This is a genomic window from Pseudomonas sp. TE3895 (assembly GCF_056278855.1).
Genome location: NZ_JBWBQE010000001.1, coordinates 3,834,275 through 3,859,735 on the forward strand (window position 1 = coordinate 3,834,275; position 25,461 = coordinate 3,859,735).

Genomic DNA, 25,461 nt, shown 5'->3' on the forward strand with positions numbered 1-25,461 from the left:
TGCTTGTTCCTAACCTGTCCGGTAATGGGCCATCATCGGAGTGACTCAGGGTTGGGCGATGCTGCAAAAAGGCCCAGTAGCTCATCGACCAAACACCGAATCTTAGGTCGTAGATGATTGCTTCTGGACCATAGTGCATGAACCTCGACCGGCTCCGGCTCAAAGTCCTGCAGCACCGGCACGAGTGCGCCCTTCGCGATCGATTGTTCCATCAGGCAGATGGGCATCTGGCAAATACCCAAGCCAGCCACGGCTGCCGCGATCATGGCCTCTGCATCATCGAACTGGTATGTCGCAGGCGGCGAATACTTCACAGGCTGGCCATCGTTGGTCATCTTCCACGGCAACAAGCCGCCACGACGATAACCAACGATGGCCCGGTGGCCGGCCATGTCCTCCAGTGTCTTGGGACAACCGAATTCGGTGAGGTATTCAGGAGCAGCACAGGTCACCCAACGGTGGGAGGTCAACCTCCGCGCGACCAGACCCGGCACGCTGTCGACGCTGCCGAATCGGATGGCCAGGTCGATTCCCTCGTCCGTCAGGTCGACCAACTGATCGCTGAAGGTCAATGTCAGTTGCAACTGCGGGAAGCGGCGACTCATGCTCAGCAATACGGGCAGCACCACTTGTTTGCCGAACGCCACGGGCATGTCCACCCTAAGCCGACCTGCTGGAACACCCAGCTGACTGCCAAAGCTGCTCTCGGTTGAACGTATCTCCTCCAGCGCCGATGACCAGACGGCAAAGTAGGCTTCGCCATCAGGCGAGAGGGACAGTTTCCGCGTGGATCGATAGAACAGACTCGTCCCTAGCCGCTCTTCCAGCCTGGCAATGGCTTTGCCAACTGCAGATTTCGAGAGCCCCAAGCGCTCAGCGGCTTCGGTGAAGGTAGCTGAGCGTGCTGTTACCAGGAATATGTTGATTCCGCTGAACGTGTCGTCAGTCATGCAGACTTACCAGGTAGACGAAAGTGCTACCCAAGAGGATACCTGAGTGCTCAACGCCCAGGGGGGAGGGCAAAGGTTTTGTCCAGCCATTGCGAGAAGTCAGCCAGCTCTGGCGCAACGATTTCGTGACCCATGTTGTAGTAGTGCGTTTCGTGGGCGACCCCAAGCGTGCTCAGCCAGGCGTCAGCTTCTTTCGCCCAGCGCTCCGGCAGCACGTTGTCGTCGTGGCCGTGGGCAATGAATGCGCGCAGATGTGTGCGACGATACGGTTCGGCGATGATGGGAGCCAGCTCACGCAGCATACGGCCGCTGAGGATCGCAAAGCCTGCCACCCGTTCAGGCTCGGTGAGGGCGACGCTGGCACTCATGATGCCGCCCTGGCTGAAGCCGGCAATCACAGTCGGCAACGCGGGGAGGGCATCAATGAAGCGCAGGAGAAGTTGACGGCTCGTCTCCGCCTGCACTTCATTGTAAGAGGGGCCGTCGTTGGTAAACGTTACCTGGAACCAGGCAAATCCTTGAGGGCTGAGCTGCAAAGGACCACGAAGCAGAATCACTTCGAGCTCTTCGGGCAGCGAGGCAGCCAGACTCGCCAGATTGGCTTCGTTGGAACCAACGCCGTGCAACAGGATAAGGCGTCCTTTAGGCGCCGTCGCGGTGCACGCCTTACGGAAAATCAGACCCGTACCCGGTTCGCGAGCGGGGTCGGAGAACGTAGTGTCACGCATTGTTGGCATTGCCTCTGTTGAACTGAGTCGGCTCGGTGCGCGCTTGTGCCACCGAGTTGAAAAGATAACTGTCCATCGCCAGTACACCGTAGGTGATGCCACCCTCCAGAACCCGTGTCTGGTAGGTTTCCCCCGCAGCGCCTAAGGCAATGAGCAATGGCAGGAAGTGCTCGTCGGTGGGATGTGCCCGCTCGGCGGCAGGTGCCAAGCGCCGATAATCCAGAACTTGTGCGGTATCTCCAGCCGTAAGTGCCTGCGCTGTCCAGGCTGCAAATTGCTTGACGTACGCCTCGCCGTGAGTACTTGCACCCCTGAATTCGTAAAGGTTATGGGTCAGGCTGCCCGACGCGACGATCAACACGTTCATGTCGCGCAGTGGCTTCAATGCCTGGCCCAGCCTCAACGCGCTATGAGTATCAATTGGCATCGGCATGGAGACCTGGATCACGGGCGTGGACGCTTCGGGCGCAAGGTATAGAAGTGGTACCCATGCGCCGTGATCAAGCCCGCGGCGGGCATCCAACCGTGCCTTCCAGCCGGCATCGTTCAAAAGGTCCACGATTTCCTGTGCCAGAGGCGGCGCACCGGGTGCTGGATACTGCAGCTCGTACAGCGCGTCTGGGAAACCACCGAAATCATGGATGGTTTCCGGATGAGGGCTCGCCGTGACGCAGACTTCGCCGCGGGTCATCCAGTGCGGCGAGATGACCACAATGGCCCGAGGTTGCGTCAGCTCGCGACCGAGCTTGGCCAGTTGTTCACCAGCTTGGCCGGGCTCGATTGCGAACATGGGAGCACCATGAGACACAAAGAGAACAGGTAAAGACGTGTTCATGGGATATCCTCAAAAAACGATTACTTGCTCAACCACACTGGGGCAATCGACGTCCCCATACCTGCGCCATAGCCGAGATAGATGTTGAACCCGGCCAGTGGCTCTAGGTACCGCGCATTGATCAGCCCACCGGCGTCAGTGGTGTTCCAGCCCATGCTTTGGGCCAGTGCCATGGTGGTTTGTTTGGCGCGCTCATGGTCGGCTGCAATAAACACGGTACCGCGCTGGTTGTCGGCAAACTCAGGGCCGTCGGCGAGCACTTGGGCGAACAGGGTGTTGAAGGCTTTAACGACGTGCGCTTGTGGCACGGCCTTGGCTATTTCTTCAGCAGCGCTAGTGGAGTGGCCAATAGTCAGCGACATGTAGTCAGCGCTCAGTGGGTTGGTGATATCGATGACCACCTTTCCGGTCACGTCGCCCAAACCTCGCAAGGCGGTAACTGCATCGTCATAGGCCGTCGCAATGATCACGGCATCGCTGTCGCCCAAGGCCTCGGATGCAGCGTACGCAGTGACATTAGAATGCAGCGCTGCCAGTGCTTGGGCCTTGGCGAAATCACGACCGGTCACGCGCACGGTATGACCTGCCTTGGAGAGTTGTTTGGCAAAACCCGAACCCATGTTGCCGGTGCCAATTACTGTGATTTTCATAGCTACCTCTCATCGTTGGTATGCGTTTTCGATGAGCCCATTCTATAGGCTAGAAAAATGAGATAAATAAGCCAAATTGTGATTAATAATCTCGTTTGGTGAGATTATTGGTAGCGGCCGAAATAGAAAAGCCAAGACTTCAGGTCTTGGCTTTTCGGGGTAGTCAGGCAGTCGATCGCGGAGACTCAGCTCTCGTTTAAGCTGGCAAGATAGTAGGGTTGCGAACCTCATCCATCAGGATGCGCCTGCTATGAAAGCGTGCAGATCCGCGCTGAATTTCTCAGGGTTCTTGAAGGCCAGAAAATGGTCGCCGTGCTCGGCTTTGGTATAGATATGCAGTACTGAATCCGGGATGACGCTGCACATCCATCGCTGGCTTTCCAGCCAATCACTGTACTCACCTGAGAATACTGCAGTCGGTACATCTATTTTTGTACGAATGACATCGCGCCAATCATTGGTGGCATGGTCGAAGAGTACGCGTCCGGTGAATGCCATGTCGTCTTCGACGACTGCCTCCACCAGGCTCATTGCATTGTGATAATAGGGCGAATCAAGTGCCATGGCGCGCTCGAACACATGATTGGCCGAAACCAGCTGGTTGGTTGGGGTCATGCTCGTATACGACGCGATCATGCGTTCAACGGAGCTGGTGAATGCGCCAGCCTCAAGACGCTCCTGCTCCGACCAGTCCGCATGGCAGTAGATCGAAGGCGCCTGGTCAATGATGCTCAGGGTACGAATGCCTTGGGTGCCAAACAGGTCGATGTAGGCCCACATCACGGAGGCCCCCATGGACCAGCCGCAGTAATCTGCCTGGGCGATGTTCAAATGCTCGGCAAGTTCTTTCACATCCATGGCGAAGCGGGAGATGCGAGTCCCGTAGTTGACACGTTGCGAAAGACCCTGGTTACGAACGTCCAGCACATACACGTGATAATGCTTGCTTAGGATGTGCATGAGGTGGAAATACAGCGCGCCGTTCGCCGACCATCCCGGTATGAAGATCAAGGGGCGGCCGCTACCGGCTTCCCAGTAGCTCAAATGCACATCGTCACTGGTACGAAAGCTGCTGATCGTCAGCGCTTGGAAGTCAGCAGGTCGCAGAGGCTGACCAACGATTTCGTGGGGTAAATAGAAGCCGTCTCCTACGAGTGATCGAAGGGACAGTTTATTGATCGGGAAAGTCAAGATTCAGTCCTCAGGGGAAGGTTGAAAGCTCGCTTCAGCAAACACCCGGACGTGTGGGTACATGCAATTACGCGTTGCTGAAGGTTCCTGAAGGGTCATGTCCCATGGCCCAGTTCCTGCGTAGCTTGTGTCGGGCGATTTTCCAGCCCGCGTTAGTTCTGCGCAGGGTGAACTCATAGGGGCCGCCACAGGCGTAGCACTCGAAAGGCTTTGAGGTATCCGGCGCGGCGAAGAAGATCAACGAGGCGTTTGCAATTGCGGTATCTGTCCCTGTGATCTCGATTTGGAGGTTGGTGATCGAGTGCTGCAGGCCTTGGATATTGCCCTCGACGCTGGCGGCTTTGGCAATTTCTGCAGGGCCGTGAATTTCCCCCCACTCCTCATAATGCAATACGCCATCTTCGGTAAACGTATTACCAAAACTTTCAAAGTCATGCGTGTCGCAGACACGGCAATAGTGATTGAGTAGGGTGGTGATTGCTTCTTTGTCTTCAAGCCGCTGAAGACGCTGCTGCAGCGATTCCAAGACGGAGATCAAATTAGTGTCGTTCATGAATGGGTATCCTTCTTGAAAACGTACCGAGGTCGCCATACCGGTTCATCCAGGCCCAAAGCGGCTGTCCATCGATAATCAAACGGGGCAGCCTTGGTCGGATGGGGAGCCGGGCATCAAACCAGCTGCAGAACCTCTTGCACTGCCTTGCGGGGTTTCTGAGGCCAGTTCGAGGCGCCCGGATAACCTACGGTGACCAGCATCACGGGGACATCATTCGCGGTGAGGCCGAATGCTTTGGCAACCTCGGAGGCATCGAAACCAATCATCGGGGTCGACGCCAGCCCTTGACCCTGAGCTGCCAGCATCAACGTCATAGCGGCGAGCGAACCCGAGCGAATCGCCTCGTCACGTTGCAGTTGCAGGTTGTCCTGGTACATGCCAGTAGCAGCCTGTACCCACATGTCATAGACCGACTGGTCGATGATGCCAGCAGTGCGCGCGGGCTCCAGGGCATGCGGCAACGACTTGTGGGGCGCGAGCGTGCCGCACACGATGAACGTTACAGCCGCGTCCACTACTTTTTGCTGACCAAAGGCCAACGGCAGCAGTCGGGCTTTTTCTTCTGGGCTTCGCACCGCCAGAAATCGCCAGTTCTGGGAATTGAACGCCGAGGGTGCGAGTGTCGCCAGTTCAACCAGGTTGGCGATCTCTTGGTCAGTCAGGCGACGCTCGGTGTCGTACTGATTGACGGACGTGCGCGACCTGATGGCTTGAACAATCGTCGACATGAAGAACTCCTTGAATAAATCGATTAACGGCTGAAACCGTCGAATGGTGTCATGTACACGGCGCCGAACGGGTCGAGGCGCTTGCGGATTTCAGCATCTGGCGTGCCGTAGACGACCAGCCCTTTCACCGTGCACAACTCCAGGAAACGCGCGCCGAAAGGAGCGAAGGTGGTGTCTACATGACTAACGACTGCGTCGGCGTTGTAACGCTCCAGGATATGGACGGTGCTGGCGTCTTCATTCACGCTGTACTCATAAACCAGCGTGCCAGGCTCTTGTTGAGTGACCGCTACGATCTGGCTGATCAGCGCTTTGAATTCTGCAAAGTCGTGCGGTTTGACAGCGAGTGTAAACAGGCAGGAGATGTAGGGATGCATAGGATGTACCCGAGGTGATCTGACTTTGAAAGAAGCGCGCCGCGACGGGGCAACGGCGCGAGGCTGGTCCCATGGCTCAAGTGTTTTCGGGATTTTCCCCAAACAACTTGCCGGCACCCGCCCAATCGGAAGGTTTGACATCTTCGAAGATGACATAGATGTACTCGGCGGGAGTGCCGGTGTTTTTTACGATCGTCTCGGTAATATCTGCGGCAACTGTGGCTTTTTGCGCATGATCTTTACCTTCGAACCAGCTGACACGTACTACAGGCATGTGAACGACCCTCTTGAGTAATGATTAGGCGGATGCCTCAACGCATGGGCTGACGGCAAGAGAGCAGGCGCTACGTCAGCAGAAGAGGCAAGTGATGTCTGCTCTCGAATCAAGCGATGCATTTATCGTAATGTAGAAATTGAAAGCGATAAATGGCTTAAATATCCGAGATTTGTAGAAATGAATTCTACCTAGGTCGAGGCGGGGGAGCGGGGCATGAAAATCCCGGCCAGCGAAACGGGAGCGAGCATCTGGCCGGGCAAAACGGGTTAACAGAGGGGGCCTTCAGCGAGCAGTAAGCTCACACTTTGACGGCAGGTTTGGCTGCGAAGGGGCCTTCACCCAGAAGCGCCACGACCAATGCACTGATGGTCAGGAAAACCGGGTATTCCCAGCCGCCGTTAGCATTGGTGAAGCTCCAGCCATTACCAAAATGGACGGTCGCGGCGACGAACAGCTGAATCACGGCAATCGCAGCCACCCAACGAGCATACACACCCAGCACCAGCATCAAACCGCCAATGACTTCGAATGCCATGACCGGGTAAGCCAGAAAGCCCGGGAAGCCAATTGACTCGAAGAAGCCAGCAGTACCGGCAGGTGTGAAAACGAAGACCTTGGTAAGGCCATGTGCAATGAACATGATGCCCAGGGCCAGTCGCATGGCAAGGGCGGCGTAGGGGGCGGTACGGGTATCGATCATGATGGTTATCCGCTTTCTAAATTAAGTTATTGGTGCGTTCGATCTGCCTGGACAAGGCCGATGAGCACAGTCTATAGATTTGATTTTTGGGATAAACTCACTTAAATGTGACTTACCGTTCCACTTAGTGAGATAAAAATGGATCGCGCACTTGAGATGCAGGTGTTCTGCACTGTCGTGGACAAAAGCAGTTTCATCGGCGCTGCAGAACCGCTGGATATGTCCAAGGCTGCAGTGTCGCGCCATGTCAACGCGTTGGAAGAGCGCCTTGGGGTGCGGTTGATTCAGCGCACGACCCGGCGGCTGTCGTTGACGGACGAAGGGCGACAGTTCTATCACCAGGCCCGGGAAGTGCTGGCATTGATGGACCAGGCAGAAGAGGCAGTGACCTCAGCCTCGCCTGAACCTGCAGGGGTACTGCGTGTCAATGCGCCCGTGAGCTTTGGGGTGCTTCACCTTGCGCCGGTCTGGGCTGACTTCATGCGGCTGTATCCAAAGATCGAGTTGGATATCAGCCTCAACGACAGGCAAGTCGACTTGGTTGACGAGGGCTTCGATGCCGCTGTCCGCATTGCCCGCATGGAAAGCTCATCGCTTGTTGGCCGGCGGCTTGCCAGTACACGGATGCGACTGTGCGCTTCCCCCGATTACCTGTCTGCCAACCCGCCAATAACCACGCTGTCGGACCTGGAACAACACGGTGCAGTCGCCTACACGAATTTCTCGAGCGGCAATGAGTGGCATTTTACAGGGCCCTCTGGCCCTGAGAGCGTTCGCACCCGCTCGACGGTGCGTTGCAACAATGGCGATACGTGCCGCAGCATCACAGTGGGCGGGGGCGGTATCTCGCTGCAGCCGAGCTTCATGGTCAGTGAAGACCTGCGCACGGGCCTGCTGGTGGAGCTGTTACCTGAGTACCGGTCCATTGAGCTGGGTGTCTACATTGTCTACCCCACACGCAAACATCTGGCCCCCAAAGTTCGAGCGCTTATCAATTTTCTGTCAGACCGCTTTGCTTCACCGCCTTGGATCGACTGAACGCTAACCAAGTAGAATACAAGGCTACCAATTTTGGATTTATACCTGGTTTAACAACGTCAAGCTCTACATTAGGATGGGGTCATCTATGCACGTCTTCCCTGGTAGTCAACATCGGGCGGCGTGTGCATCTTCAATCTGGAGTAAGAACGCGTTATGCATATTCGACTCGACGGTAAGACCGCACTAGTGACCGCATCGACTGGTGGGATTGGTCTGGCTATTGCCAAAGGCCTGGCTAGCACTGGCGCTCAAGTGGTCATCAATGGGCGCAGTGAGGCATCAGTGGCCAAGGCGAAGGCCGAGCTGTTGGCGGTGGCGCCAAGCGCAAGCATCGTTACGGTGGTGGCTGATCTAGGTACTGCCGACGGGGTTGAGCAGCTCATCGACGCCCTGCCACATATCGATATCTTGGTAAACAATGCCGGCATCTATGGTGTTCGGGACTTTTTTGAAACCGACGACGCCTGCTGGGATGAATACTGGCAAACCAATGTGATGTCGGGGGTTCGCTTGAGCCGCGCACTGGTGCCGGCAATGCAGGCACGTGGCTGGGGGAGGGTGGTGTTCATCGCTTCGGAGTCCGCGCGCAATATTCCGGCAGACATGGTTCATTACGGGGTCTCGAAAACGGCCCAATTGGCACTTTCTCGCGGGCTGGCAAAGCGATTGGCGGGTAGCGGCATTACGGTAAACAGTGTGTTGCCTGGCCCGACGCTTTCCGATGGGCTGGCGCAGATGCTGGAAGAAGAGCGCGCGCGCACAGGTAAAACTGTCGAGGCGCTGGCGGCCGAATTCGTCATGGCGCATCGGCCCACGTCTTTGATTCAGCGTGCAGCAACGGTGGACGAGGTTGCCAACATGGTGGTCTACGTCTGTTCGACACTGGCTTCAGCGACCAGCGGCGCTGCACTTCGTGTGGATGGCGGGGTGGTTGACGACATTGTCTGAATGCACGTCGGAGCGGGATCACTCTCGCTCCGGACCTGGGTTATCAATCGTTGAGCAGGTCTGCAATGGACTCTGCAGCTAACTGATAGGATCGGCAGCGTGCGACAGGGTCATGGATTCGCGCATCAATCATCAGCTCATCGACTTGCGTGGTGGCGATGAACTGACGAAGCCAGGTGCCGACGTCGGCAATATCCCCTATCGCGGTACAGGCCATGGCCTGGTTCAAACCTTCGCGGTCGAAGTTGGAAATCTTGTCCAGATACCCTTCTTCGGGCAGTGGCAACAACCCGGCCCGCCCAGCGTGCAGCTTAACGACCCATTGCTGGTGCGAGCTTGCCAGCCAATGCGCTTCGGCCCGTGTGGGGGCTGCAATCACGTTCACGCCTGCCATTACGTAGGGTTTGGCAAGGAACTCCGAGGGGCGGAAGCTCGTACGGTAATGCTCGATTGCCTGCATCAGCATTTGCGGTGCGAAGTGTGAAGCGAATGCGTAAGGAAGCCCCATTCTGGCAGCCAGATCTGCGCCCTGCAGGCCAGAACCCAGCACCCATACCGGTACGTCGTGGCGCCCTGGAAGGGCCCGGACCGGCTCGCGTCCGTTGTTTTGCAGGTAATTGATCAGCCGGGAAACATCCTGGGCAAAGTCGCGTTCTTGCGCCACGCCGCGGATGGCGCGAATGGTCGGGCCGCCACTACCAGGAGCACGGCCCACACCCAGGTCGATGCGGTCAGGGAACAACGTATGCAGCGTGCCGAACTGCTCGGCGACGATCAGTGGCGAATGATTGGGCAACATGATGCCCCCGGCGCCGACGCGCAGTGTCGATGTCGATGCAGCCAGGTGCTGGATGATCAACGGCGTGGCCATCGAGCCGATGCCGGGCAGATCGTGATGCTCAGCGATCCAGTAACGACGATAGCCGTGCTGCTCGACATGCCGGGCCAGCAACCGGGCGCCTTCGAGCGTATCGGAAAAGGTGTTGCCTTCCCCGATCATCATCAAATCAAGTACTGAAAGTGCAGTCATGTGAGCTCCTGGTAGAAGGAGGGCGCCGGGCTTCGTTGCGCAGCACCCAGAGCGTTAGCGAGCAAGCGGGATGTCTGCCCAGGTAGGGTGTTCTGCCAGTCGTTGCTGGATGCCGCGCATGGCGTTGAGCGATCGCTGAAGCTTGAGATAGACATCACCGCAGTAATCCCAGCCCAGCAGGCCGATCCGGCCCTCGTAGCCCATGCGCTGAAGGGCGCCGAGCAACGCGAAATTGTCCAGCTCGCCTCGGTCTGGCGGCTCCATGGTCGCAACGCCACCCCAACCCAGCTGTGAAAGGGTCGAGCCTGAAGTGGTGACTTGCATCAGCCACGGCTTCATGGCGTCCAGACGCCCTTGCAGGTCACCTTCCTGGCTGGCATACCAGTGGTAGCCGTTGAACACCGCACCGAGTCGAGGGTGATCGAAAAATCGACAAATCTCCACGACATGGGATGTGGTTTCGGTGACATGGTTGCGATGTGGGTAAAGCGCAAGCTTCAGCCCTCGGCGCTCGACAACGGGTAGCAACCGCTCGATGGTCTGCAGGATTGCCTTAACGCCGTTAACAGAGGTTTGAACCGCCAGTTCGATGAGTTCCACGCCCTCGACCGATTCGATGATCTGCCTGACCAGATGATCATTGCGTCCTTCATGCAATACCAGGTACAGAGCTGCTACATCCAGCCCATGCTTATCCTTCACCTGCGGCAGTAGTTTCAAATCCGTGAGGGGATGTCCGCTCCAGGCCGCCACGGTTATGGCGTCATAGCCGACTTCAGCGACCATCTCGCATTGCGACTGGAAACTGTAGACCCCCATTGAGGTGTAGAAAAACGAGTCCAGCGCGTGGATGGGGTTGTTCATAGGGTTCATCGGTTACCGCCGAATCATCGTGGGAGATCGGTCATGAGTGCCCAGTGCGGGTTACGTGCCAGGCGCTCCTCCATTGAGCGGAAGGCCGTAAGCGAACGCTGCAGGTTACCGTGTACGTCGCCGCCCATGCTTTCCCACCCGAGGAACCCATAGCGCCCCTCGTATCCACGGCGCTCCAGCGCGCCGAGCAACACGAAGTTGTCCATTTCCCCTTCGTCCAGCGGCTCGATGGTTGCCGCGCCACCCCAGCCAAGCGGGGACAGGCGGCAACCCGCGATGTTCACTTGGCGCAGCCAGGGCATCACGGCATCCAGCCGCTGCTCCAGCGCCCCTTCCTGGCAGGCATACCAGTGGTATCCGTTGAAGACGATACCCAGGTTGGGATGATCGAAACGCTCACAGAGGTCCACGGCCTCCTGAGTGGTCTGCATGCCATAGCGAATATGTGGATACAGAGCGATCTGGATGCCGCGTCGCTCGCAGATAGGCAGCAGTTGGTCGAGCATGCGCAGGTCGTGGTCCTGCACGCGGTCACCGGAGTGCAGGGCCAGTTCTACCGAACTACAGCCCTCGAGTGTCTCGAACAGGTTGATCAAACGTGCTTCCAAGCCTTGGCGGTAGATCGCATAGATGGCGCCTACATCAAGACCCCACTCGCGCTTCACCTTTGGCAAGTCCCTGAGTTCAGAACTCCAGGAAGACACGGTGATACCTTGGTAACCCAGTGAGGCGAGCATTTCGCATTGCACCGCCAGCGGGTAGGTCCCCAGCTTGGTCTGAAAGATGAAATCCATCGCATGGACAGTGTGTTGCATCGTGAAAACTCCGTGGGAATGGGCTATATGCCTGCCGGTACATGGCTAGGAAAATGCGGAAGCACGTACTCACCAAGCTCATCGATGACTTCGGAGGCTGGGCGGCGTTGCGGCTTGAAATTCAGTGCAACATGCGAAACGCCTTGGTCCTGCTGACGCAACCATAAATCGATGAGGGTATTGCGGCCGGCGCGCATCACCCGCCCTTGCTGCAGAGGGGCATTCGGTTCTGGATCAAGGTCGAAGAAGGTGCCGTAGCCGTACGGTTTGAACGGTTTACCGGCAGAGGCCTGGTGCCACTGGGAGACGATGCTCGGGACGCGGATGGGATCATTGAGGTAGCCGATCATGCCGTCAGTGTGTTCGGCAATCCATGCGGGCGTTTGTCCGGCCATGCCCACAACCAGCGTTGGCAGCCGCGGCGCCAGTGGTTTGGGTATCAGGTCGAGGTTGCCATTAAGCTGCCCGTGGAACAGTGAAGAAAAGGTGGGCCAATCCTGTTCAGTGGCCGCCCTGAGTACCGCGAGGGCATCACGGAAGCGATCGGCGCGGCTATCGAATTCAACGCCGAATGCCGGATATTCGATGGGCCGATCGCCCCCTGCGAGGCCAAGAATCAAGCGCCCTCCCAGGAGCTGATCGACGCTTGCAGCCTGTTTTGCCACGATGAGTGGATCGCGCAGAGGGAGCACTATACCGGCAGTGCCGATCGCTATATTGCGCGTGACTGCGGCGAGATACCCCGCGTACACCAGTGGATCCAGCACCTGTGCGACATCACCGAAATGCGGGTCGTAGAAAGGCACGTCCCTCAGCCAGATGGCCGAGAATCCCGCCTCATCGACTTTTTGAGCCATAGCCGTGTGGTCGGCCAAGGTTGGGCCAGGCGTATCAGGGTAGCTTTCCAAGGGTGCAATGAAGCCGAACGTCAGGTGCCCGGGGCGAAATACTCTTGCAAAGCCCCGATGGCTGGACAGCTCGTCCGGCAAAGCGGCGTAGGACTGTTTAAAGCTCATCTTTACCTCGTCGATTCGATCGAGCGCATCATCACTGCTCGATCACAGCGTTTGAACGACTATAAAGAGGAAATCCTGAGAGAAAAATAAGCTACAATTCCGATCATTCCGGAATATTTGGATCTAATCATGCCTGCAATGATGGACCAGTTGGGTGCCTTGGGGGCGTTTGTCCATGCTGCAGAAGCCCGCAGTTTCACAGAGGCGGGGAGGCGTCTGGAGGTGTCCTCATCCGCTATTGGCAAAGCCGTGGCCCGTTTGGAAGAGCGGCTGGGCGTTCGGCTGTTTCATCGCTCTACCCGAGCCATCACCCTCACGCCTGAAGGCGCGCTGTTTCTGGAGCGCTGCCACCGAATCTTTGCCGAGCTGGAAGTAGCTGAGCGTGAGCTGCATCAAGCGGCGGCCAAACCGCAAGGAAAGTTGCGGCTCAGCTTGCCGCAGTTGGGTATGCGCCTGATGCCCCATTTGATTGCATTTCAACAGACCTACCCGGCCGTGGAACTGGAAATGGATTTTAGCGATCGTCTGGTGAATGTGATCGAGGAGGGGTTTGATGCGGTCATGCGCATCGGTGAAGTGGAAGATTCCAGGTTGATGATGCGCAGGCTGCAAGGGTTCAGCCATCGCATTGTCGCCACCCCAGAATATCTGGAGCAACGTGGAACGCCGAAGCACCCCTATGACCTGGCAAGCCACGCGTGTTTACACTACCGCTATCCCTCAAGCGGCAAGCTGGATGCCTGGCCGTTGACTGAAGACGGCAAGCCTGTGCATCTGGACCTCCCTCAAAGTGCCGTTGCCAATGCCATCGACCCGTTGATGGCAATGGCTGAAGCCGGGCAGGGGATCGCTTGCCTCCCCGACTTCATTTTGGTTGACGCGCTTGCTAGGGGGCGCTTGATATCTTTGCTGGAAGCGTATGTATCAGACCGGCGCAGTTTCACCATTTTGTGGCCGTCGAGCCGTCAGCCGTTACCCAAGATCAAGGCCTTTGTCGACTTCATGGTCGCACGCCTTCCGGCGGACCGCGGCTAAGTCAAGGCAGGCAGTGCGTTTACAGCGTGTCTTGCAGGGCCTTCAACATGCTTTGGATCAGCGCTTCGTTACGGCTGAAGAATTTGCTTCTTCCTTGCTGATTAACCAATAGCAGACCCACGCCCTGCAACTGCGCCAAATGCGTCGACATGGTTGATTGGGCGAGATCGCAGCGCTGAAAGATCTGTTGCGCGCAGACGCCGAATGCGTGGCCATAGGACTGATCAGGAAAGTGCATCGCAGGCTGTTTCAGCCACGTGAGTATCTGGCGACGGATCGGATGTGCCAACACTTTGATCAACGCATCAAGGTCTTCAGCTGCTACCGGGGTGCGCGGGTCGGTCAAGGCATAGCTCCTGTGCAAGGGAATGAGGCAAGGGTGTTCAGGACGCTTGTGAAGCGTCACGCCAGCCATGGCTACCGGGTGGGTGTTTCCTGATCCGAGAACAGGTCGAACATCAACTGTCGCAACCAGCGATTGGCGGGGTCCTTGTTGAAACGGGCATGCCAGAAGAGGTTGATTTCGATGTTTGGCAGTTCAACCGGGGGCGGCAATATACACAGATTGAAAGGGCCTTCACAGCTTGTTGCGAAACGCTCGGGCACGGTCGCAAGCAGGTCGGTTCGCTGCAGAATGTGACCTACTGCGACGAAGTGTGGCACTTCCAGGCGAACATTGCGGACAACGCCTGCTCTGGCATAAAAAGCGTCGACTTCTCCATGGCCAGTATTGGCGGCAACGACCTTGACGTGGTCATAGCGGGTGAAGCGCTCCACGGTCAATGGTTCTTGTGTGGCCGGGTGACCTGCACGGCACAGGCACACGTAGCGATGATGGAACAGGCGACGCTGGAAGAAACCTGCTTGCAAATGAGGCAGCAGGCCGACGGCCAAGTCGATGGTGCCGTTTTGCAAACCTTCGGACAAGGTATCTGCGGTATTGCGCAGTGTGCTGATAGTGCAGCCTGGTGCGAGCTCCGCCAAAGCGTCCATCAGTTTAGGCATGAAGTAGATTTCGCCGATGTCGGTCATGGCCATGGTGAAGCGCCGATTGCACGTGAGAGGGTCGAAAATATCCTGTCGACCCAGTGCATCTCGCAGCGTCTGAATGGCGAGTGTGACCGGTTCAGCCAACTGCAGCGCATAGGGCGTGGGCTCCATACCCTGATAGGTGCGAACGAACAACTCATCTTGCAGCGCCGTGCGCAGCCGTTTGAGTGCATTGCTCATCGCGGGCTGGGTCAGGTCAAGGTTTTCTGCTGCGGTGGACACCTTGCGGTCGATCAGCAGCTGGTTGAACACCAGTAGCAGGTTCAGGTCCAGGTCGCGTAATTCCATGATGCCTCTTCAGAACTTATCGATTGATGGTCGAGATGATTGCCAGGCAACGCTGAGTAATCGGGCTGATGTCATTGGCTCGACGACTGAGAATGATCGGGGAGACGGCCTCGCTTTCTTCCAGCCATGCATAGGTCAAGTCGGCGCGATGCTGCTGCTGGACCGAGGCGGGAACGAGGGTAATGCCAAGCCCTGCCGCGACAAGACCCAAGGCGGTCTGCAACTCGTTGGCCCATTGGGATACCTGTATGCCCATGCCATGGTTGGCGAACAGCGCCAGGACATGGTCGGCGTAACTGGGCCGAGGGTTGGCCGGGTAAAGTACAAAGCGTTCCTTTGACAAACGTTCCAGCGTTATCGGTTGGCCTATCAAGTGATGCCCAACGGGCAGCACAGCGACCAATGGGTCCTCACGCAAAACTTGCTGATGGATAGCCGGGTCGTCGAAATGAATTCGGCCAAAGCCAATATCGATGCGCCCGCTCTTGAGCGCCTCGATCTGCTGCAACGTGGTCATCTCTTGCAGCCCCAACTCCAGGTCTGCATCGCGCCGAAGTTCCCTGATCAGTTCCGGCAGCACGGCATAGAGTGTTGACGGCGCGAAGCCTATGCCAAGCCATTGGCGTTGACCTTGGGCTATGCGTCGGGTGTTTTCGCATAGCTGCTTAAGCTGTTTGAGCAAGGTGTCGCTCTGCTCGTAAAAAAAGCGGCCGGCTTCGGTCAACTGCAGCGGTCGACTGCGTTCCAGCAATGTTGCGCCCAAATGCTCTTCCAACTGTTGAATCTGCCGACTCAGGGGTGGCTGGGCGATGTTCAGGCGCTCTGCAGCACGCGTGAAATTCAGTGTCTGCGCAACGGCCTGAAAATAGCGAATATGCCTGAGCTCCACAATACCTCCTGAGCATGGTTCGAGATGGAAAGGATATTGGACTCAATGAATACAACGGGTCGATCCTACGGTACACGAAACAAGATTCGATGAGTATTGATCCCTTTATGGCGAACCTTACCTCGAGCGTTTCCGCGACGTGCGCCGCAGGCATAAAGCAGGGCAAGTGAATGGCGGTACAGCCCTCATGGCTGGATACCCTGCCTCACCCTTGGCCGATGCGAAGGATTACGCAGATGTCGGCGTAGAAAGGATTCAGCTCCTTAATCAAAAAACAAAAATAAAAAGGCTGCACATGAAAAGCGTATCCAAGCCCTTGCTGTATTCATGCTTGCTCAGCTCAGCATCCCTGGCGCTCGCGCAGGGTACAAACGAGCTCAAATTACCGCCTGCTGCAACAATTGCATGGGCGGACAATCCGATATACCTGGCGGACGAGGCTATCCGCAGCAAGGATTTTCTCGGTTCAATCCGATACATCCCCCTGTCCGGCGATGCCCGTGACTACCTCTCCATTGGTGGTGAAATTCGCTACCAGTACCAGGACTATCAGCACGCGCTGCTCGGGGTTGGTGGCCGTTCGAACCCGAACAGCATGCTGCAACAGCGCCTCAGGCTCAGTGCAGATCTGAATCTGAGCAATGGCTTGCGTGTGTTCACCGAGTTGGGCGACAACCGCGAATTCTTTTCCGAGCGTGTAAGCCGTTTTAACCGAGACAAGACCGATATCCAGCAGATGTTCGTCGAGTACACCGCGGGTGATGACGCCTATGGCATAGCTTCGCTGCGTGGCGGTCGGTTCGTCATGCCGATGGGCAGCGTACGCCTTGCCGGGCTGCGCGAAGGCGCCAACGTGCGCTACACCTACGACGGTATCAAACTGTCCTGGCTAACGCCGGCCAAGACCCGATGGGAGCTATTCTCGGTCAGCCCGACCCAGATCGACCCTTTGAAATTCGATGACCAGCGCGACAAGGCGCAGGATTTCTCGGGAATTTATGGCACTGGGGTATGGCATCCGCTGGACAGCAATGTCGATGTGTTCGCATACACCTACGGCCGAGATAACGCGGTGTACACCAGTATTTCCGGCAATGAGCGGCGCAACAGCTACGGGGTTCGCCTGTACCGCCAGTCATCCTCCTGGGATTACGACATTGAGGCTGTGGCCCAGGGTGGGACCAGCGGCGGTCAAAGCATCCGCGCCTGGGGGCTGATGACGCAGGGCGGGTATACCTTCAGTGATGTTGCACTGACGCCCCGCCTGGGGTTTCGAGCCAACGCATTCAGTGGCGATGATGACCCGAACGACAACACCCTCGGCGACTTCGTGGCCCCCGCATTGGCATCAGGCCTGGTTTATACAGATGCCAACTGGTTCACCGCGACCAACATGATCAACATCGCGCCGGTGGCATCGGTCAAGTTTTCCCAGGACCTTAAGCTTGAAATGAACGTCGACTACCTCATGCGTCAAAGTACGGATGATGGCATCTACTACCTCCCCACCAGTGCGCCATACGCGGCTAATCAAGGCAACGCGCGGCACGTCGCGACCAATACCAACATCATGCTCGACTGGCGTATCAACCGTTTCACCACGGTTCACGCGATGTACACGCATGTGCAGGCGGGGGAGGCCCTAGAGGATATCGGCGGCAAGGACAGCGATTACTTCGGCGTCTACACCCAATTCGTTTTCTGATCCGCCAACTGGCGTCGTCAAACAATAACAATGGAGTTCGCGATGTTTGATATGCGTAAACCGAATCTGATCTGTGCTGCTGCCTTGGCTGCTGGCTTGAGCTGGCTGTCGCAACCTAGTGCTCACGCCGCTTCGATAGACAAGACCAGCCGCCCCAACATCGTGCTAATCGTCGCGGACGATATGGGCTACTCGGATTTGAGTGCTTTCGGCAGTGAGATCCAGACGCCCAACCTCGACGCCATTGCACGCCAAGGGGTGACGTTGAGCAATTACCATACCGCGCCCACGTGTTCGCCCACCCGATCCATGCTCATGAGTGGCACTGACAATCATATCGCCGGGGTTGGAACCATGGCTGAGCTGGTGTTACCTGAACAGGTCGGCAAGCGTGGTTACGAAGGGTATATGACTGATCGGGTGGTCGCCTTCCCCAAGCTGCTTCAGGCCAATGGCTACCGCACCCTGATGGTTGGCAAGTGGCATTTGGGCAAAACGCCGGAGCTCAGCCCCAAGGCCCGTGGCTTCGACCAATCATTTGCCTTGATCGAAGGATCCGCTGATCACTTCACGCAAGGTGGCACCACTGACCGCAACCCCAAGGCAACCTATCGCCTCAATGGCGAAAACATCGACCTTCCGAAAGACTTCGGTTTCTCGTCAGACTATTTCACCCGTACGGCAATCGAGCAGATTGGCGCCTCCACCGGCAAACCTTTCTTCGCCTATCTGGCGTATACCGCGCCTCACTGGCCGTTGCAGGTACCCACAGCCTATCTGGAGCGCTATCGCGGGTTCTACGATAAAGGCTATGTAAATGTTGCCGAGGCGCGCCTCAAGCGGATGAAAGCAATGGGGCTGGTGGCCGCGGATGTACAAATCAATCCAGGCCCTGGTGTATGGCCAACCTGGGAGCAATTGTCGCCTCGGGAGCGAGCGCTCGAGGCGCGCAGGATGGAAATCTACGCGGCCATGATCACTAACCTTGACGACAATGTGGGTAAGTTGGTCAAGCATCTGAAGGCAACGGGGCAATATGACAATACCGTGTTCGTGTTTTTCTCGGACAACGGCGCGGAGGGCAGCAACCCTGAGGATGTCACACCCAATAACGCCAAGTGGATCGCCGATAACTTTGACAACTCGCTTGAGAACATTGGCAAGCCAGGGTCGTTCGCCGGTTATGGGCCCAACTGGGCTCGCGTGAGCTCCACACCCTTCAGGATGTATAAAGCCTTCACATACGAAGGCGGCATTCGCACTGCCGCGTTCATTGCCGGGCCGGGCATGCGCCACGGTGAAATCTCTGATGCTTACGTCAGCGTGAAGGACCTGGCACCCACCTTCCTGGAGCTGGCCAAGGTGGAGCATCCCGCCGTTCGTGACAGTGCCATCGAGAAGATGCAAGGCACCTCGGCGGTGGCATTCCTCAAGGGCGCGCACCCGGCTGTCCACCCGGCCGACCAATTGCAGTGCACCGAGTTGTTCGGTCGCGTGTCGCTACTGCAAGGCGACTGGAAGATGACGTTCAGCAACACGCCTTGGGGGCCTGGTAAATGGGAGTTGTTCGATATCCGCAAGGACCCGACCGAAAGACTCGACCTGGCCGTTCAACATCCGCAGGTCACTCAAAAGATGCTGAGCCAGTGGCAGGAATGCCAAGCCCGCAACGGCATCAACTGGGATGAGCAGTTGGCCAAGAAAATCCGTTTCGGGAACGAGATAAAGCACTATGAAACTGCCGACAAACAGCCGCTTTGAACCTGAGCAGCAAGAGGCTGACTGGGTGTGGATCGAGCCTGGTCGCTTCCTCATGGGCTCTGACAGGCATTACCCCGAGGAAGCACCAGCGCATTGGGAGGAGGTGGCAGGCTTCTGGATCCAGAGTACGCCTGTCACCAATGCAATGTTCGCTAGGTTCGTCGCCCGAACGGGCTACGTCACGCAGGCCGAGCGCCCCCTTGATCCACGGGACTATCCTGGAGTGGCCCAGGCGCACCTGCGGCCCGCGTCGCTGGTATTCACACCGCCATCGGGGACTGTGTCACTGGATGATGTGAGCCGATGGTGGGCGCTGGTGCCCGGTGCCGACTGGCGCCATCCGCTTGGGCCAGGGTCGGATCTGCAGGGGATGGCTCAGCATCCTGTCGTGCATGTGGGCCTGGAGGATGCTTTGGCCTATGCGCAATGGGCAGGTTGTGACCTGCCTGGGGAGCCTGAATGGGAGTACGCCGCCTGGGGCGGCACTCAGCAGGGCGAGTTTGTCTGGGGGCACCAGCTGGTGCCAGAGGGCAAGCACATGGCCAACACCTGGCAGGGCAATTTCCCGGCCGAAAACCTGCAAACCGATGGCTACAGCCGTACCTCACCCGTGGGTGCGTTCCCAGCGAACGGGTATGGGCTGTACGACATGATTGGCAACGTGTGGGAGTGGACCACCACCGTGTTTCAGCCATCGCATGCGAGCCCGCGCAAATCTTGTTGCGCGAATGCAAGGAGCGCGGCGCAGATGAAAGTGCTCAAGGGCGGTTCGCACCTCTGCGCCCCCAATTACTGTCAGCGCTACCGACCCCCGGCACGCTCCCCCCAGGCGACGGATACAACCAGTTCCCATATCGGCTTCCGCTGCGTGAAGCGGTAACCAATATTCAGGATGGAAATACTCGGTATTTGTTTTGCGGCATGTGAGACCTCTGCCGGCTTGGTCATGATGACCCCAAGCGCTTCACAGCCTGTTGGCATGCACGCCAACGGTTGAGGGGCGCAAAAAGGGTGTGCAACCCACCATAACAATTACAAGAATGAGCAATGCCATGCGAACAATCGACGTTTCGGCCCTGATCGATGGGGCACGTTTCAATGCCTTTCATGCGCGAGTTCTGGTCTGGTGCGCGCTGATCATCATCTTCGACGGCTACGACCTGGTTATCTACGGTGTAGTGTTGCCGTCACTCATGTCCGAATGGGGACTCAGCTCGCTGCAGGCTGGCGCATTGGGAAGCTGTGCACTGGTCGGGATGATGCTGGGCGCCTTGTTCTTCGGGTCGATCTCGGACCGGATCGGCCGTCGCAAGACCATCATGATCTGTGTGCTGCTGTTCAGCGGCGTCACCGCGTTGAACGGTTTTGCGTCCAGCCCTGAAATCTTTGCGCTGTGCCGCTTCATCGCGGGCCTGGGAATCGGCGGCGTGATGCCGAATGTCGTCGCCCTGATGAATGAGTACGCCCCGAAGAAATCACGCAGCACCCTGGTTGCAATCATGTTCAGCGGGTATTCGCTGGGCGGGATGTTATCTGCCGGGCTGGGGATGCTGTTCATTCCCCAGTGGGGCTGGCAAGCGGTGTTCTATGTGGCCTTGATCCCGCTGCTGATGCTCCCGCTGCTGCTTCGCCAGTTGCCAGAGTCGATGGACTTCCTGCTGCGCAGCGGCCAGATCGAGCAGGCCAAAACCGTATTGGCCCTAACCACGCCAAGCTATCTGCCAGAAGCTGATGATCAACTGGTCCATGCGGTTTCGCGGGGGGCCACGGCTTCGATCGGTGAGCTTTTTCGCGATGGCCGCTTGATCAGCACCTTGGCCCTGTGGATTGCGTTCTTCTGTTGCCTGTTGATGGTTTATGCGCTGAGCTCATGGTTACCCAAGATCATGAGCAGTGCAGGGTATGGGCTCAACTCCAGTCTGGCGTTTCTGCTGGTGCTCAATGGTGGTGCCATTGTAGGCGCCATCGCGGGTGGCTGGCTCGGCGACCGGGTGGGCATCGCCAGGGTGTTGCTGTTGTTCTTCGCCTGCGGAGCGTTGTCATTGAGCCTGCTGGCAATCAAAGCGCCATTGGCTGTGCTCTATCTGCTGATAGCTATTGCCGGCGCTTGCACCATCGGCACGCAGATCCTCGCCAATGCTTGCGCTGTGCAGTATTACCCGCCCCACGTGCGGTCCACAGGGCTGGGCTGGGCAATGGGAATAGGGCGCACTGGCGCAATTATCGGGCCGGTACTGGGCGGTGTATTGCATGGCTCCAGCTTGCCGCTACAGGCCAGCTTCCTGTTTTTTGCCATCCCCGGCGTCATAGGTGCCGCCGCGATACTTGTATTTCTGAAGCGTCGCAAGGAAATCCCGCCCGTACAGATCAGTCCACAAACTGTGTCCTGAGGGCTGACGACCAATATTCATGGCTGTGATGTTGTTTATGGGTTTGACGGTATTTATCAATGGCGGTGCAACGGTAATGATCCGGTAACACCAATAACAATCAGCCCCAAGGGTACCTTGCTATGCAAAATTCTACTTCTGCTCTGAACGTTTCGATTATCGGTGGTGGTATCGCTGGCGTGGCTCTGGCACTGGACTTGTGCCGTCATGCTCATCTGAATGTGCAGCTGTTCGAAGCCGCTCCCGCTTTCGGTGAAGTAGGCGCCGGCGTGTCCTTTGGCGCCAACGCCGTGCGTGCTATCGCGGGTCTCGGTATCGCCGAACCTTACGGCAAGATCGCCGACAGCAACCCTGCCCCTTGGCAGGACATCTGGTTCGAATGGCGCAATGGGCGTGATGCCAAATACCTCGGTTGCAGCGTTGCCGAAGGTGTAGGGCAGTCGTCGGTGCACCGTGCCGACTTTCTCGACGCCCTCGCTAGCCAGTTGCCCGACGGTATTGCCCAGTTCGGGAAACGAGCACAGCGCGTCGAGCAGGATGGCGAACAGGTTCGAGTCACCTTCACCGATGGTAGCGAGCATCGTTGCGATTTGCTGATCGGTGCCGATGGCATCAAGTCATCGATCCGCGACCATGTACTGCAAGGCTTGAACCAGCCCCTGGCTTCGCCACGATTCAGCGGCACCTGTGCCTACCGCGGGCTGATCGACAGCCAGCAGTTGCGCGAAGCCTACCGCGCACGTGGCGTCGACGAGCACCTGATCGACGTTCCTCAGATGTATCTGGGGCTCGATGGCCACATCCTGACGTTCCCCGTTAAGCAGGGCCGCTTGATCAACGTCGTTGCGTTCATCTCCGATCGTAGTCAACCCAACCCGGTATGGCCGAGCGACACCCCATGGGTGCGCAATGCTACGCAGGCCGAGATGCTGGCCGCGTTCGAAGGCTGGGACGATGCTGCTCAGGTACTCCTTGAATGCATTCCGACTCCGTCGTTGTGGGCGCTGCATGATCTTGCAGAGCTTCCGGGTTACGTTCACGGGCGTGTTGGCCTGATCGGCGATGCTGCACATGCCATGTTGCCGCACCAGGGTGCCGGTGCCGGGCAAGGGCTGGAGGATGCCTGGCTGCTGGCCCGTTTGCTGGAAGACCCGAAAGTGCTGGATAAGCGCCCACAGGCTGTGCTTGACGCATACGACGCGGTCCGCCGCCCACGTGCCTGCCGTGTTCAGCGCACGTCGTTTGAAGCGGGCGAACTCTACGAATTCCGTGATCCGGCCGTACTGGCGGACGAGGAGCGGCTTGGCAAAGTGCTGGCTGAACGCTTCGACTGGTTGTGGAACCACGATATGCAGGAAGACCTGCTGCAGGCTCGCGAATTGTTGGGCCTGCGCGCGCAAGCGGCCTGATTCGACTTCATAGATTGAGCAGGGCGCCTGGCGCCTTGCCTCGCTCAGAACACATATAAGAAGGTGGCATCACCATGGCGATCACTATTTCCAACCTGCCTGAGATCCAAGCTTTTTTCCGCGAGGCCGCAGGCTTCGGTCAAGACAAAGGCGACGCTCGCTGCAAGCAGATCATCCTGCGCGTATTGCAGGACGCCGCGCGACTGATCGAAGATCTTGAAATCACTGAAAACGAATTCTGGAACGCGGTCGACTACCTGAACCGCCTGGGTGCCAAGAATGAAGCTGGCTTGCTCGTCGCCGGCCTGGGCATCGAACACTTCCTCGATCTGCTGGCCGACGCCAAAGATGAGGCCGTGGGGCGCACTGGCGGTACGCCGCGCACCATTGAGGGCCCGCTCTACGTGGCGGGAGCCCCTCTGTGCGAGGGATTCGCGCGCATGGATGATGGCACCGAGGATGACCGCGCGACTGTCATGTTCCTGGAGGGGCAGGTGGTGGACTTGCAGGGCAAGCCGATCGCAGGGGCAATCGTCGATCTTTGGCAAGCCAACACAGAAGGGAACTACTCCTACTTCGACAAGAGTCAGTCCGAATACAACCTGCGCCGCCGGATCATTACCGATGATCAAGGGCGCTATCGGGCGCGCAGCATCGTACCGTCCGGGTACGGCTGCAACCCAGCCGGCCCTACTCAGGAATGCCTGAATGCGCTTGGCCGCCACGGGCAGCGCCCGGCGCACGTGCATTTCTTCATCTCGGCGTCCGGGCACGAGCACCTGACGACTCAGATCAATCTGTCCAACGACAAGTACCTGTGGGATGACTTCGCCTACGCAACGCGTGACGGCCTGATTGGCGATATCCAGTTCGTCGACGACGCTGACCGCTCGAAAGCGCGAGGGGTGGAAGGGCGCTTCGCCGAAATGACCTTCGATTTTTGCCTGCGCCCGGCCGTGAGCCAGAAAGCGACCGAGCGCAGCCAGCGACCACGTGCCCTGCAATCCGCATGATGCGCGCCGCCGGCTATTGAGAGATTCGAGGAGAAGCAAATGTCCCACGATAATGTGCAGAAGATGCGTATACAGGCAGCAGTCCTGCGTGAGTCGGGTGCTGCGCTGAAGGTCGAAGATGTGTTGCTTGAAGCCCCACGCCCCACGGAAGTACGTGTGCGTGTTGTGGCATCGGGTGTCTGTCACACCGACATGGTTGTACGCGATCAATTGTTCCCCACGCCCATGCCGATCATTCTCGGCCACGAGGGGGCAGGGGTAGTGGATGCGGTGGGTTCTGCGGTAACCACCGTCAAACCGGGTGATCATGTGGTGATGACCTACATGTCATGCGGCCTGTGCCTGCCGTGCGAGACAGGGCACCCGGCGCACTGCACACACATGCACCCGCTGAACTTTGGTGGCGGTCGCTTGGATGGCAGTGCGTCAAGCTGCAGTTGCGAGTCGCACGCGCCGATACACGATCATTTCTTTGGCCAGTCATCTTTCTCGACTTATGCCATCGCCAACGAACGCAATGTGGTCAAAGTCGCTAAAGAAGCTCCGTTAGAGTTGCTGGGGCCGCTGGGGTGCGGTATCCAGACCGGTGCAGGTTCGGTACTGAACGCCCTGAAGGTCGAGGCCGGCTCCAGCTTTGTCGCCTTCGGTGCCGGCGCTGTAGGGCTGGCCGCAGTCATGGCAGCGCGGGTTGCCGGTGCGACCACCATCATCGCGGTAGATGTCACCCCAAGCCGGCTAGAGCTGGCGCTGGAGCTCGGCGCGACCCACGTGATCAACAGCCGCGATGAAAATCCCGTCGAGCGGATTCAGCAAATTACCGCAGGCGGTGCCAATTACAGCCTGGAGTGCTCCGGGCGCGCGGAGGTACTGCGCCAGGCCATCGATGCCTTGGCCACGCTGGGTACCTGCGGCATCGTGGGTGCGACCAAATTTGGCACGGAAGTCGCGTTCAACATCAACGATGTGATGATCCCTGGCAAACGCATCATGGGGATCGTCCAGGGCGACGTGGTGGCCAACGCGTTCATTCCCAAGCTCGTGGATCTCTACCTGCAAGGTCGGTTCCCGTTCGACAAGCTTTGCAAGTTCTACGAATTCGACGAGGTCAACCAAGCCATGGCTGATAGCGAGCGCGGCGTGACCATCAAGCCGATTCTCCGCATGCCGGTAATAACGGCAGGCTGATTTCTATTTTTGTAACTTAGA

At 57.8% G+C, this 25,461-nt stretch carries 27 protein-coding genes; 10 read left to right on the forward strand and 17 right to left on the reverse strand.

The genetic code is table 11. The features are described from left to right. Nucleotides 1-32: 32 nt before the first annotated feature. The 10 genes from ACZ889_RS17195 to ACZ889_RS17240 all read right to left on the reverse strand — a co-directional run bounded on the left by ACZ889_RS17195 (nucleotide 33) and on the right by ACZ889_RS17240 (nucleotide 6,992). Nucleotides 33-950, reverse strand: a complete 918-nt coding sequence (locus ACZ889_RS17195) for a LysR family transcriptional regulator (RefSeq protein ID WP_476257608.1) — start codon at nucleotides 948-950, stop codon at nucleotides 33-35. Between the two features lie 50 nt (nucleotides 951-1,000). Beyond that, nucleotides 1,001-1,678 (reverse strand): alpha/beta hydrolase, encoded by a 678-nt coding sequence (locus ACZ889_RS17200; protein WP_180688096.1) that lies wholly within the window; start codon nucleotides 1,676-1,678, stop codon nucleotides 1,001-1,003. Continuing rightward, on the reverse strand, nucleotides 1,671-2,513 hold the full coding sequence (locus tag ACZ889_RS17205; protein WP_180688095.1) for a DODA-type extradiol aromatic ring-opening family dioxygenase: 843 nt from the start codon (nucleotides 2,511-2,513) through the stop codon (nucleotides 1,671-1,673). Before ACZ889_RS17205 ends, ACZ889_RS17200 begins: the two co-directional genes overlap by 8 nt. Before the next feature lie 20 nt (nucleotides 2,514-2,533). Beyond that, entirely contained in the window at nucleotides 2,534-3,163 is a 630-nt protein-coding gene (locus ACZ889_RS17210; protein WP_476257609.1) for an NADPH-dependent F420 reductase, read from the reverse strand. A 234-nt stretch (nucleotides 3,164-3,397) separates the two neighbouring features. Further along, entirely contained in the window at nucleotides 3,398-4,354 is a 957-nt protein-coding gene (locus ACZ889_RS17215; RefSeq protein WP_476257610.1) for an alpha/beta fold hydrolase, read from the reverse strand. Between the two features lie 67 nt (nucleotides 4,355-4,421). Next, nucleotides 4,422-4,907: a nuclear transport factor 2 family protein gene (locus ACZ889_RS17220; RefSeq protein ID WP_180688093.1), complete on the reverse strand. Its 486-nt coding sequence runs from the start codon at nucleotides 4,905-4,907 to the stop codon at nucleotides 4,422-4,424. Between the two features lie 116 nt (nucleotides 4,908-5,023). Continuing rightward, nucleotides 5,024-5,638, reverse strand: coding sequence for a nitroreductase family protein (locus tag ACZ889_RS17225; protein WP_430757505.1), 615 nt, complete (start codon nucleotides 5,636-5,638; stop codon nucleotides 5,024-5,026). 23 nt (nucleotides 5,639-5,661) lie between these two features. Beyond that, nucleotides 5,662-6,015, reverse strand: coding sequence for a putative quinol monooxygenase (locus tag ACZ889_RS17230; protein ID WP_047602739.1), 354 nt, complete (start codon nucleotides 6,013-6,015; stop codon nucleotides 5,662-5,664). 76 nt (nucleotides 6,016-6,091) lie between these two features. After that, a complete protein-coding gene (locus ACZ889_RS17235) occupies nucleotides 6,092-6,289 on the reverse strand; it encodes a tautomerase family protein (RefSeq protein WP_014756768.1) in 198 nt (65 codons plus the stop codon). A 301-nt stretch (nucleotides 6,290-6,590) separates the two neighbouring features. Then, nucleotides 6,591-6,992: a DoxX family protein gene (locus ACZ889_RS17240; protein WP_014756769.1), complete on the reverse strand. Its 402-nt coding sequence runs from the start codon at nucleotides 6,990-6,992 to the stop codon at nucleotides 6,591-6,593. A 138-nt stretch (nucleotides 6,993-7,130) separates the two neighbouring features. Here ACZ889_RS17240 and ACZ889_RS17245 point away from each other — a divergent pair, with 138 nt between their 5' ends. Further along, entirely contained in the window at nucleotides 7,131-8,030 is a 900-nt protein-coding gene (locus ACZ889_RS17245) for a LysR family transcriptional regulator (RefSeq protein ID WP_061203267.1), read from the forward strand. Between the two features lie 156 nt (nucleotides 8,031-8,186). Then, complete coding sequence (locus ACZ889_RS17250; RefSeq protein WP_180688090.1) at nucleotides 8,187-8,981, forward strand: SDR family NAD(P)-dependent oxidoreductase; 795 nt, start codon at nucleotides 8,187-8,189, stop codon at nucleotides 8,979-8,981. A 43-nt stretch (nucleotides 8,982-9,024) separates the two neighbouring features. Here ACZ889_RS17250 and ACZ889_RS17255 read toward each other — a convergent pair whose 3' ends face one another. Genes ACZ889_RS17255 through ACZ889_RS17270 form a run of 4 tightly spaced genes read right to left on the reverse strand, consistent with a single transcriptional unit; the run spans nucleotide 9,025 to nucleotide 12,715 of the window. Then, nucleotides 9,025-10,011, reverse strand: coding sequence for an LLM class flavin-dependent oxidoreductase (locus ACZ889_RS17255; RefSeq protein WP_014861920.1), 987 nt, complete (start codon nucleotides 10,009-10,011; stop codon nucleotides 9,025-9,027). A gap of 54 nt (nucleotides 10,012-10,065) precedes the next feature. After that, nucleotides 10,066-10,875 (reverse strand): sugar phosphate isomerase/epimerase family protein, encoded by an 810-nt coding sequence (locus ACZ889_RS17260; protein ID WP_014861921.1) that lies wholly within the window; start codon nucleotides 10,873-10,875, stop codon nucleotides 10,066-10,068. Nucleotides 10,876-10,898: 23 nt separating this feature from the next. After that, nucleotides 10,899-11,699: a sugar phosphate isomerase/epimerase family protein gene (locus ACZ889_RS17265; RefSeq protein WP_476257611.1), complete on the reverse strand. Its 801-nt coding sequence runs from the start codon at nucleotides 11,697-11,699 to the stop codon at nucleotides 10,899-10,901. Nucleotides 11,700-11,722: 23 nt separating this feature from the next. Beyond that, nucleotides 11,723-12,715 carry an LLM class oxidoreductase gene (locus ACZ889_RS17270; protein WP_014861923.1) on the reverse strand — a complete coding sequence of 331 codons (993 nt, stop codon included), beginning with the start codon at nucleotides 12,713-12,715 and terminating at the stop codon, nucleotides 11,723-11,725. Between the two features lie 141 nt (nucleotides 12,716-12,856). Between ACZ889_RS17270 and ACZ889_RS17275 the strand changes: the two genes are divergently transcribed. After that, nucleotides 12,857-13,750, forward strand: a complete 894-nt coding sequence (locus ACZ889_RS17275; protein WP_119714264.1) for a LysR family transcriptional regulator — start codon at nucleotides 12,857-12,859, stop codon at nucleotides 13,748-13,750. 19 nt (nucleotides 13,751-13,769) lie between these two features. On the opposite strand, the gene ACZ889_RS17280 is transcribed toward ACZ889_RS17275, so the two are convergent. The 3 genes from ACZ889_RS17280 to ACZ889_RS17290 all read right to left on the reverse strand — a co-directional run bounded on the left by ACZ889_RS17280 (nucleotide 13,770) and on the right by ACZ889_RS17290 (nucleotide 15,977). Beyond that, entirely contained in the window at nucleotides 13,770-14,096 is a 327-nt protein-coding gene (locus tag ACZ889_RS17280; protein WP_476257612.1) for an ArsR/SmtB family transcription factor, read from the reverse strand. A gap of 71 nt (nucleotides 14,097-14,167) precedes the next feature. After that, nucleotides 14,168-15,088, reverse strand: coding sequence for a LysR family transcriptional regulator (locus tag ACZ889_RS17285; protein ID WP_476257613.1), 921 nt, complete (start codon nucleotides 15,086-15,088; stop codon nucleotides 14,168-14,170). Nucleotides 15,089-15,104: 16 nt separating this feature from the next. Continuing rightward, nucleotides 15,105-15,977, reverse strand: coding sequence for a LysR family transcriptional regulator (locus ACZ889_RS17290; protein WP_180688088.1), 873 nt, complete (start codon nucleotides 15,975-15,977; stop codon nucleotides 15,105-15,107). A 187-nt stretch (nucleotides 15,978-16,164) separates the two neighbouring features. On the opposite strand from ACZ889_RS17290, the gene ACZ889_RS17295 reads away from it, so the two are divergent. From ACZ889_RS17295 to ACZ889_RS17325, 7 genes are all read left to right on the forward strand, one after another. Next, complete coding sequence (locus ACZ889_RS17295) at nucleotides 16,165-17,682, forward strand: alginate export family protein (protein WP_257645086.1); 1,518 nt, start codon at nucleotides 16,165-16,167, stop codon at nucleotides 17,680-17,682. A gap of 42 nt (nucleotides 17,683-17,724) precedes the next feature. Beyond that, on the forward strand, nucleotides 17,725-19,443 hold the full coding sequence (locus ACZ889_RS17300; RefSeq protein WP_476257614.1) for an arylsulfatase: 1,719 nt from the start codon (nucleotides 17,725-17,727) through the stop codon (nucleotides 19,441-19,443). Beyond that, nucleotides 19,415-20,323 (forward strand): formylglycine-generating enzyme family protein, encoded by a 909-nt coding sequence (locus ACZ889_RS17305; RefSeq protein ID WP_476257615.1) that lies wholly within the window; start codon nucleotides 19,415-19,417, stop codon nucleotides 20,321-20,323. The genes ACZ889_RS17300 and ACZ889_RS17305 overlap by 29 nt, the downstream gene beginning before the upstream one ends. 172 nt (nucleotides 20,324-20,495) lie before the next feature. Next, complete coding sequence (locus ACZ889_RS17310; RefSeq protein ID WP_180688085.1) at nucleotides 20,496-21,833, forward strand: MFS transporter; 1,338 nt, start codon at nucleotides 20,496-20,498, stop codon at nucleotides 21,831-21,833. Between the two features lie 122 nt (nucleotides 21,834-21,955). After that, nucleotides 21,956-23,242, forward strand: coding sequence for a salicylate 1-monooxygenase (salA, locus tag ACZ889_RS17315; protein WP_121783456.1), 1,287 nt, complete (start codon nucleotides 21,956-21,958; stop codon nucleotides 23,240-23,242). A 74-nt stretch (nucleotides 23,243-23,316) separates the two neighbouring features. Further along, entirely contained in the window at nucleotides 23,317-24,255 is a 939-nt protein-coding gene (gene catA, locus ACZ889_RS17320) for a catechol 1,2-dioxygenase (protein WP_476257616.1), read from the forward strand. 39 nt (nucleotides 24,256-24,294) lie between these two features. Further along, on the forward strand, nucleotides 24,295-25,440 hold the full coding sequence (locus tag ACZ889_RS17325) for an NAD(P)-dependent alcohol dehydrogenase (RefSeq protein ID WP_476257617.1): 1,146 nt from the start codon (nucleotides 24,295-24,297) through the stop codon (nucleotides 25,438-25,440). The last annotated feature ends 21 nt before the right edge of the window (nucleotides 25,441-25,461 follow it).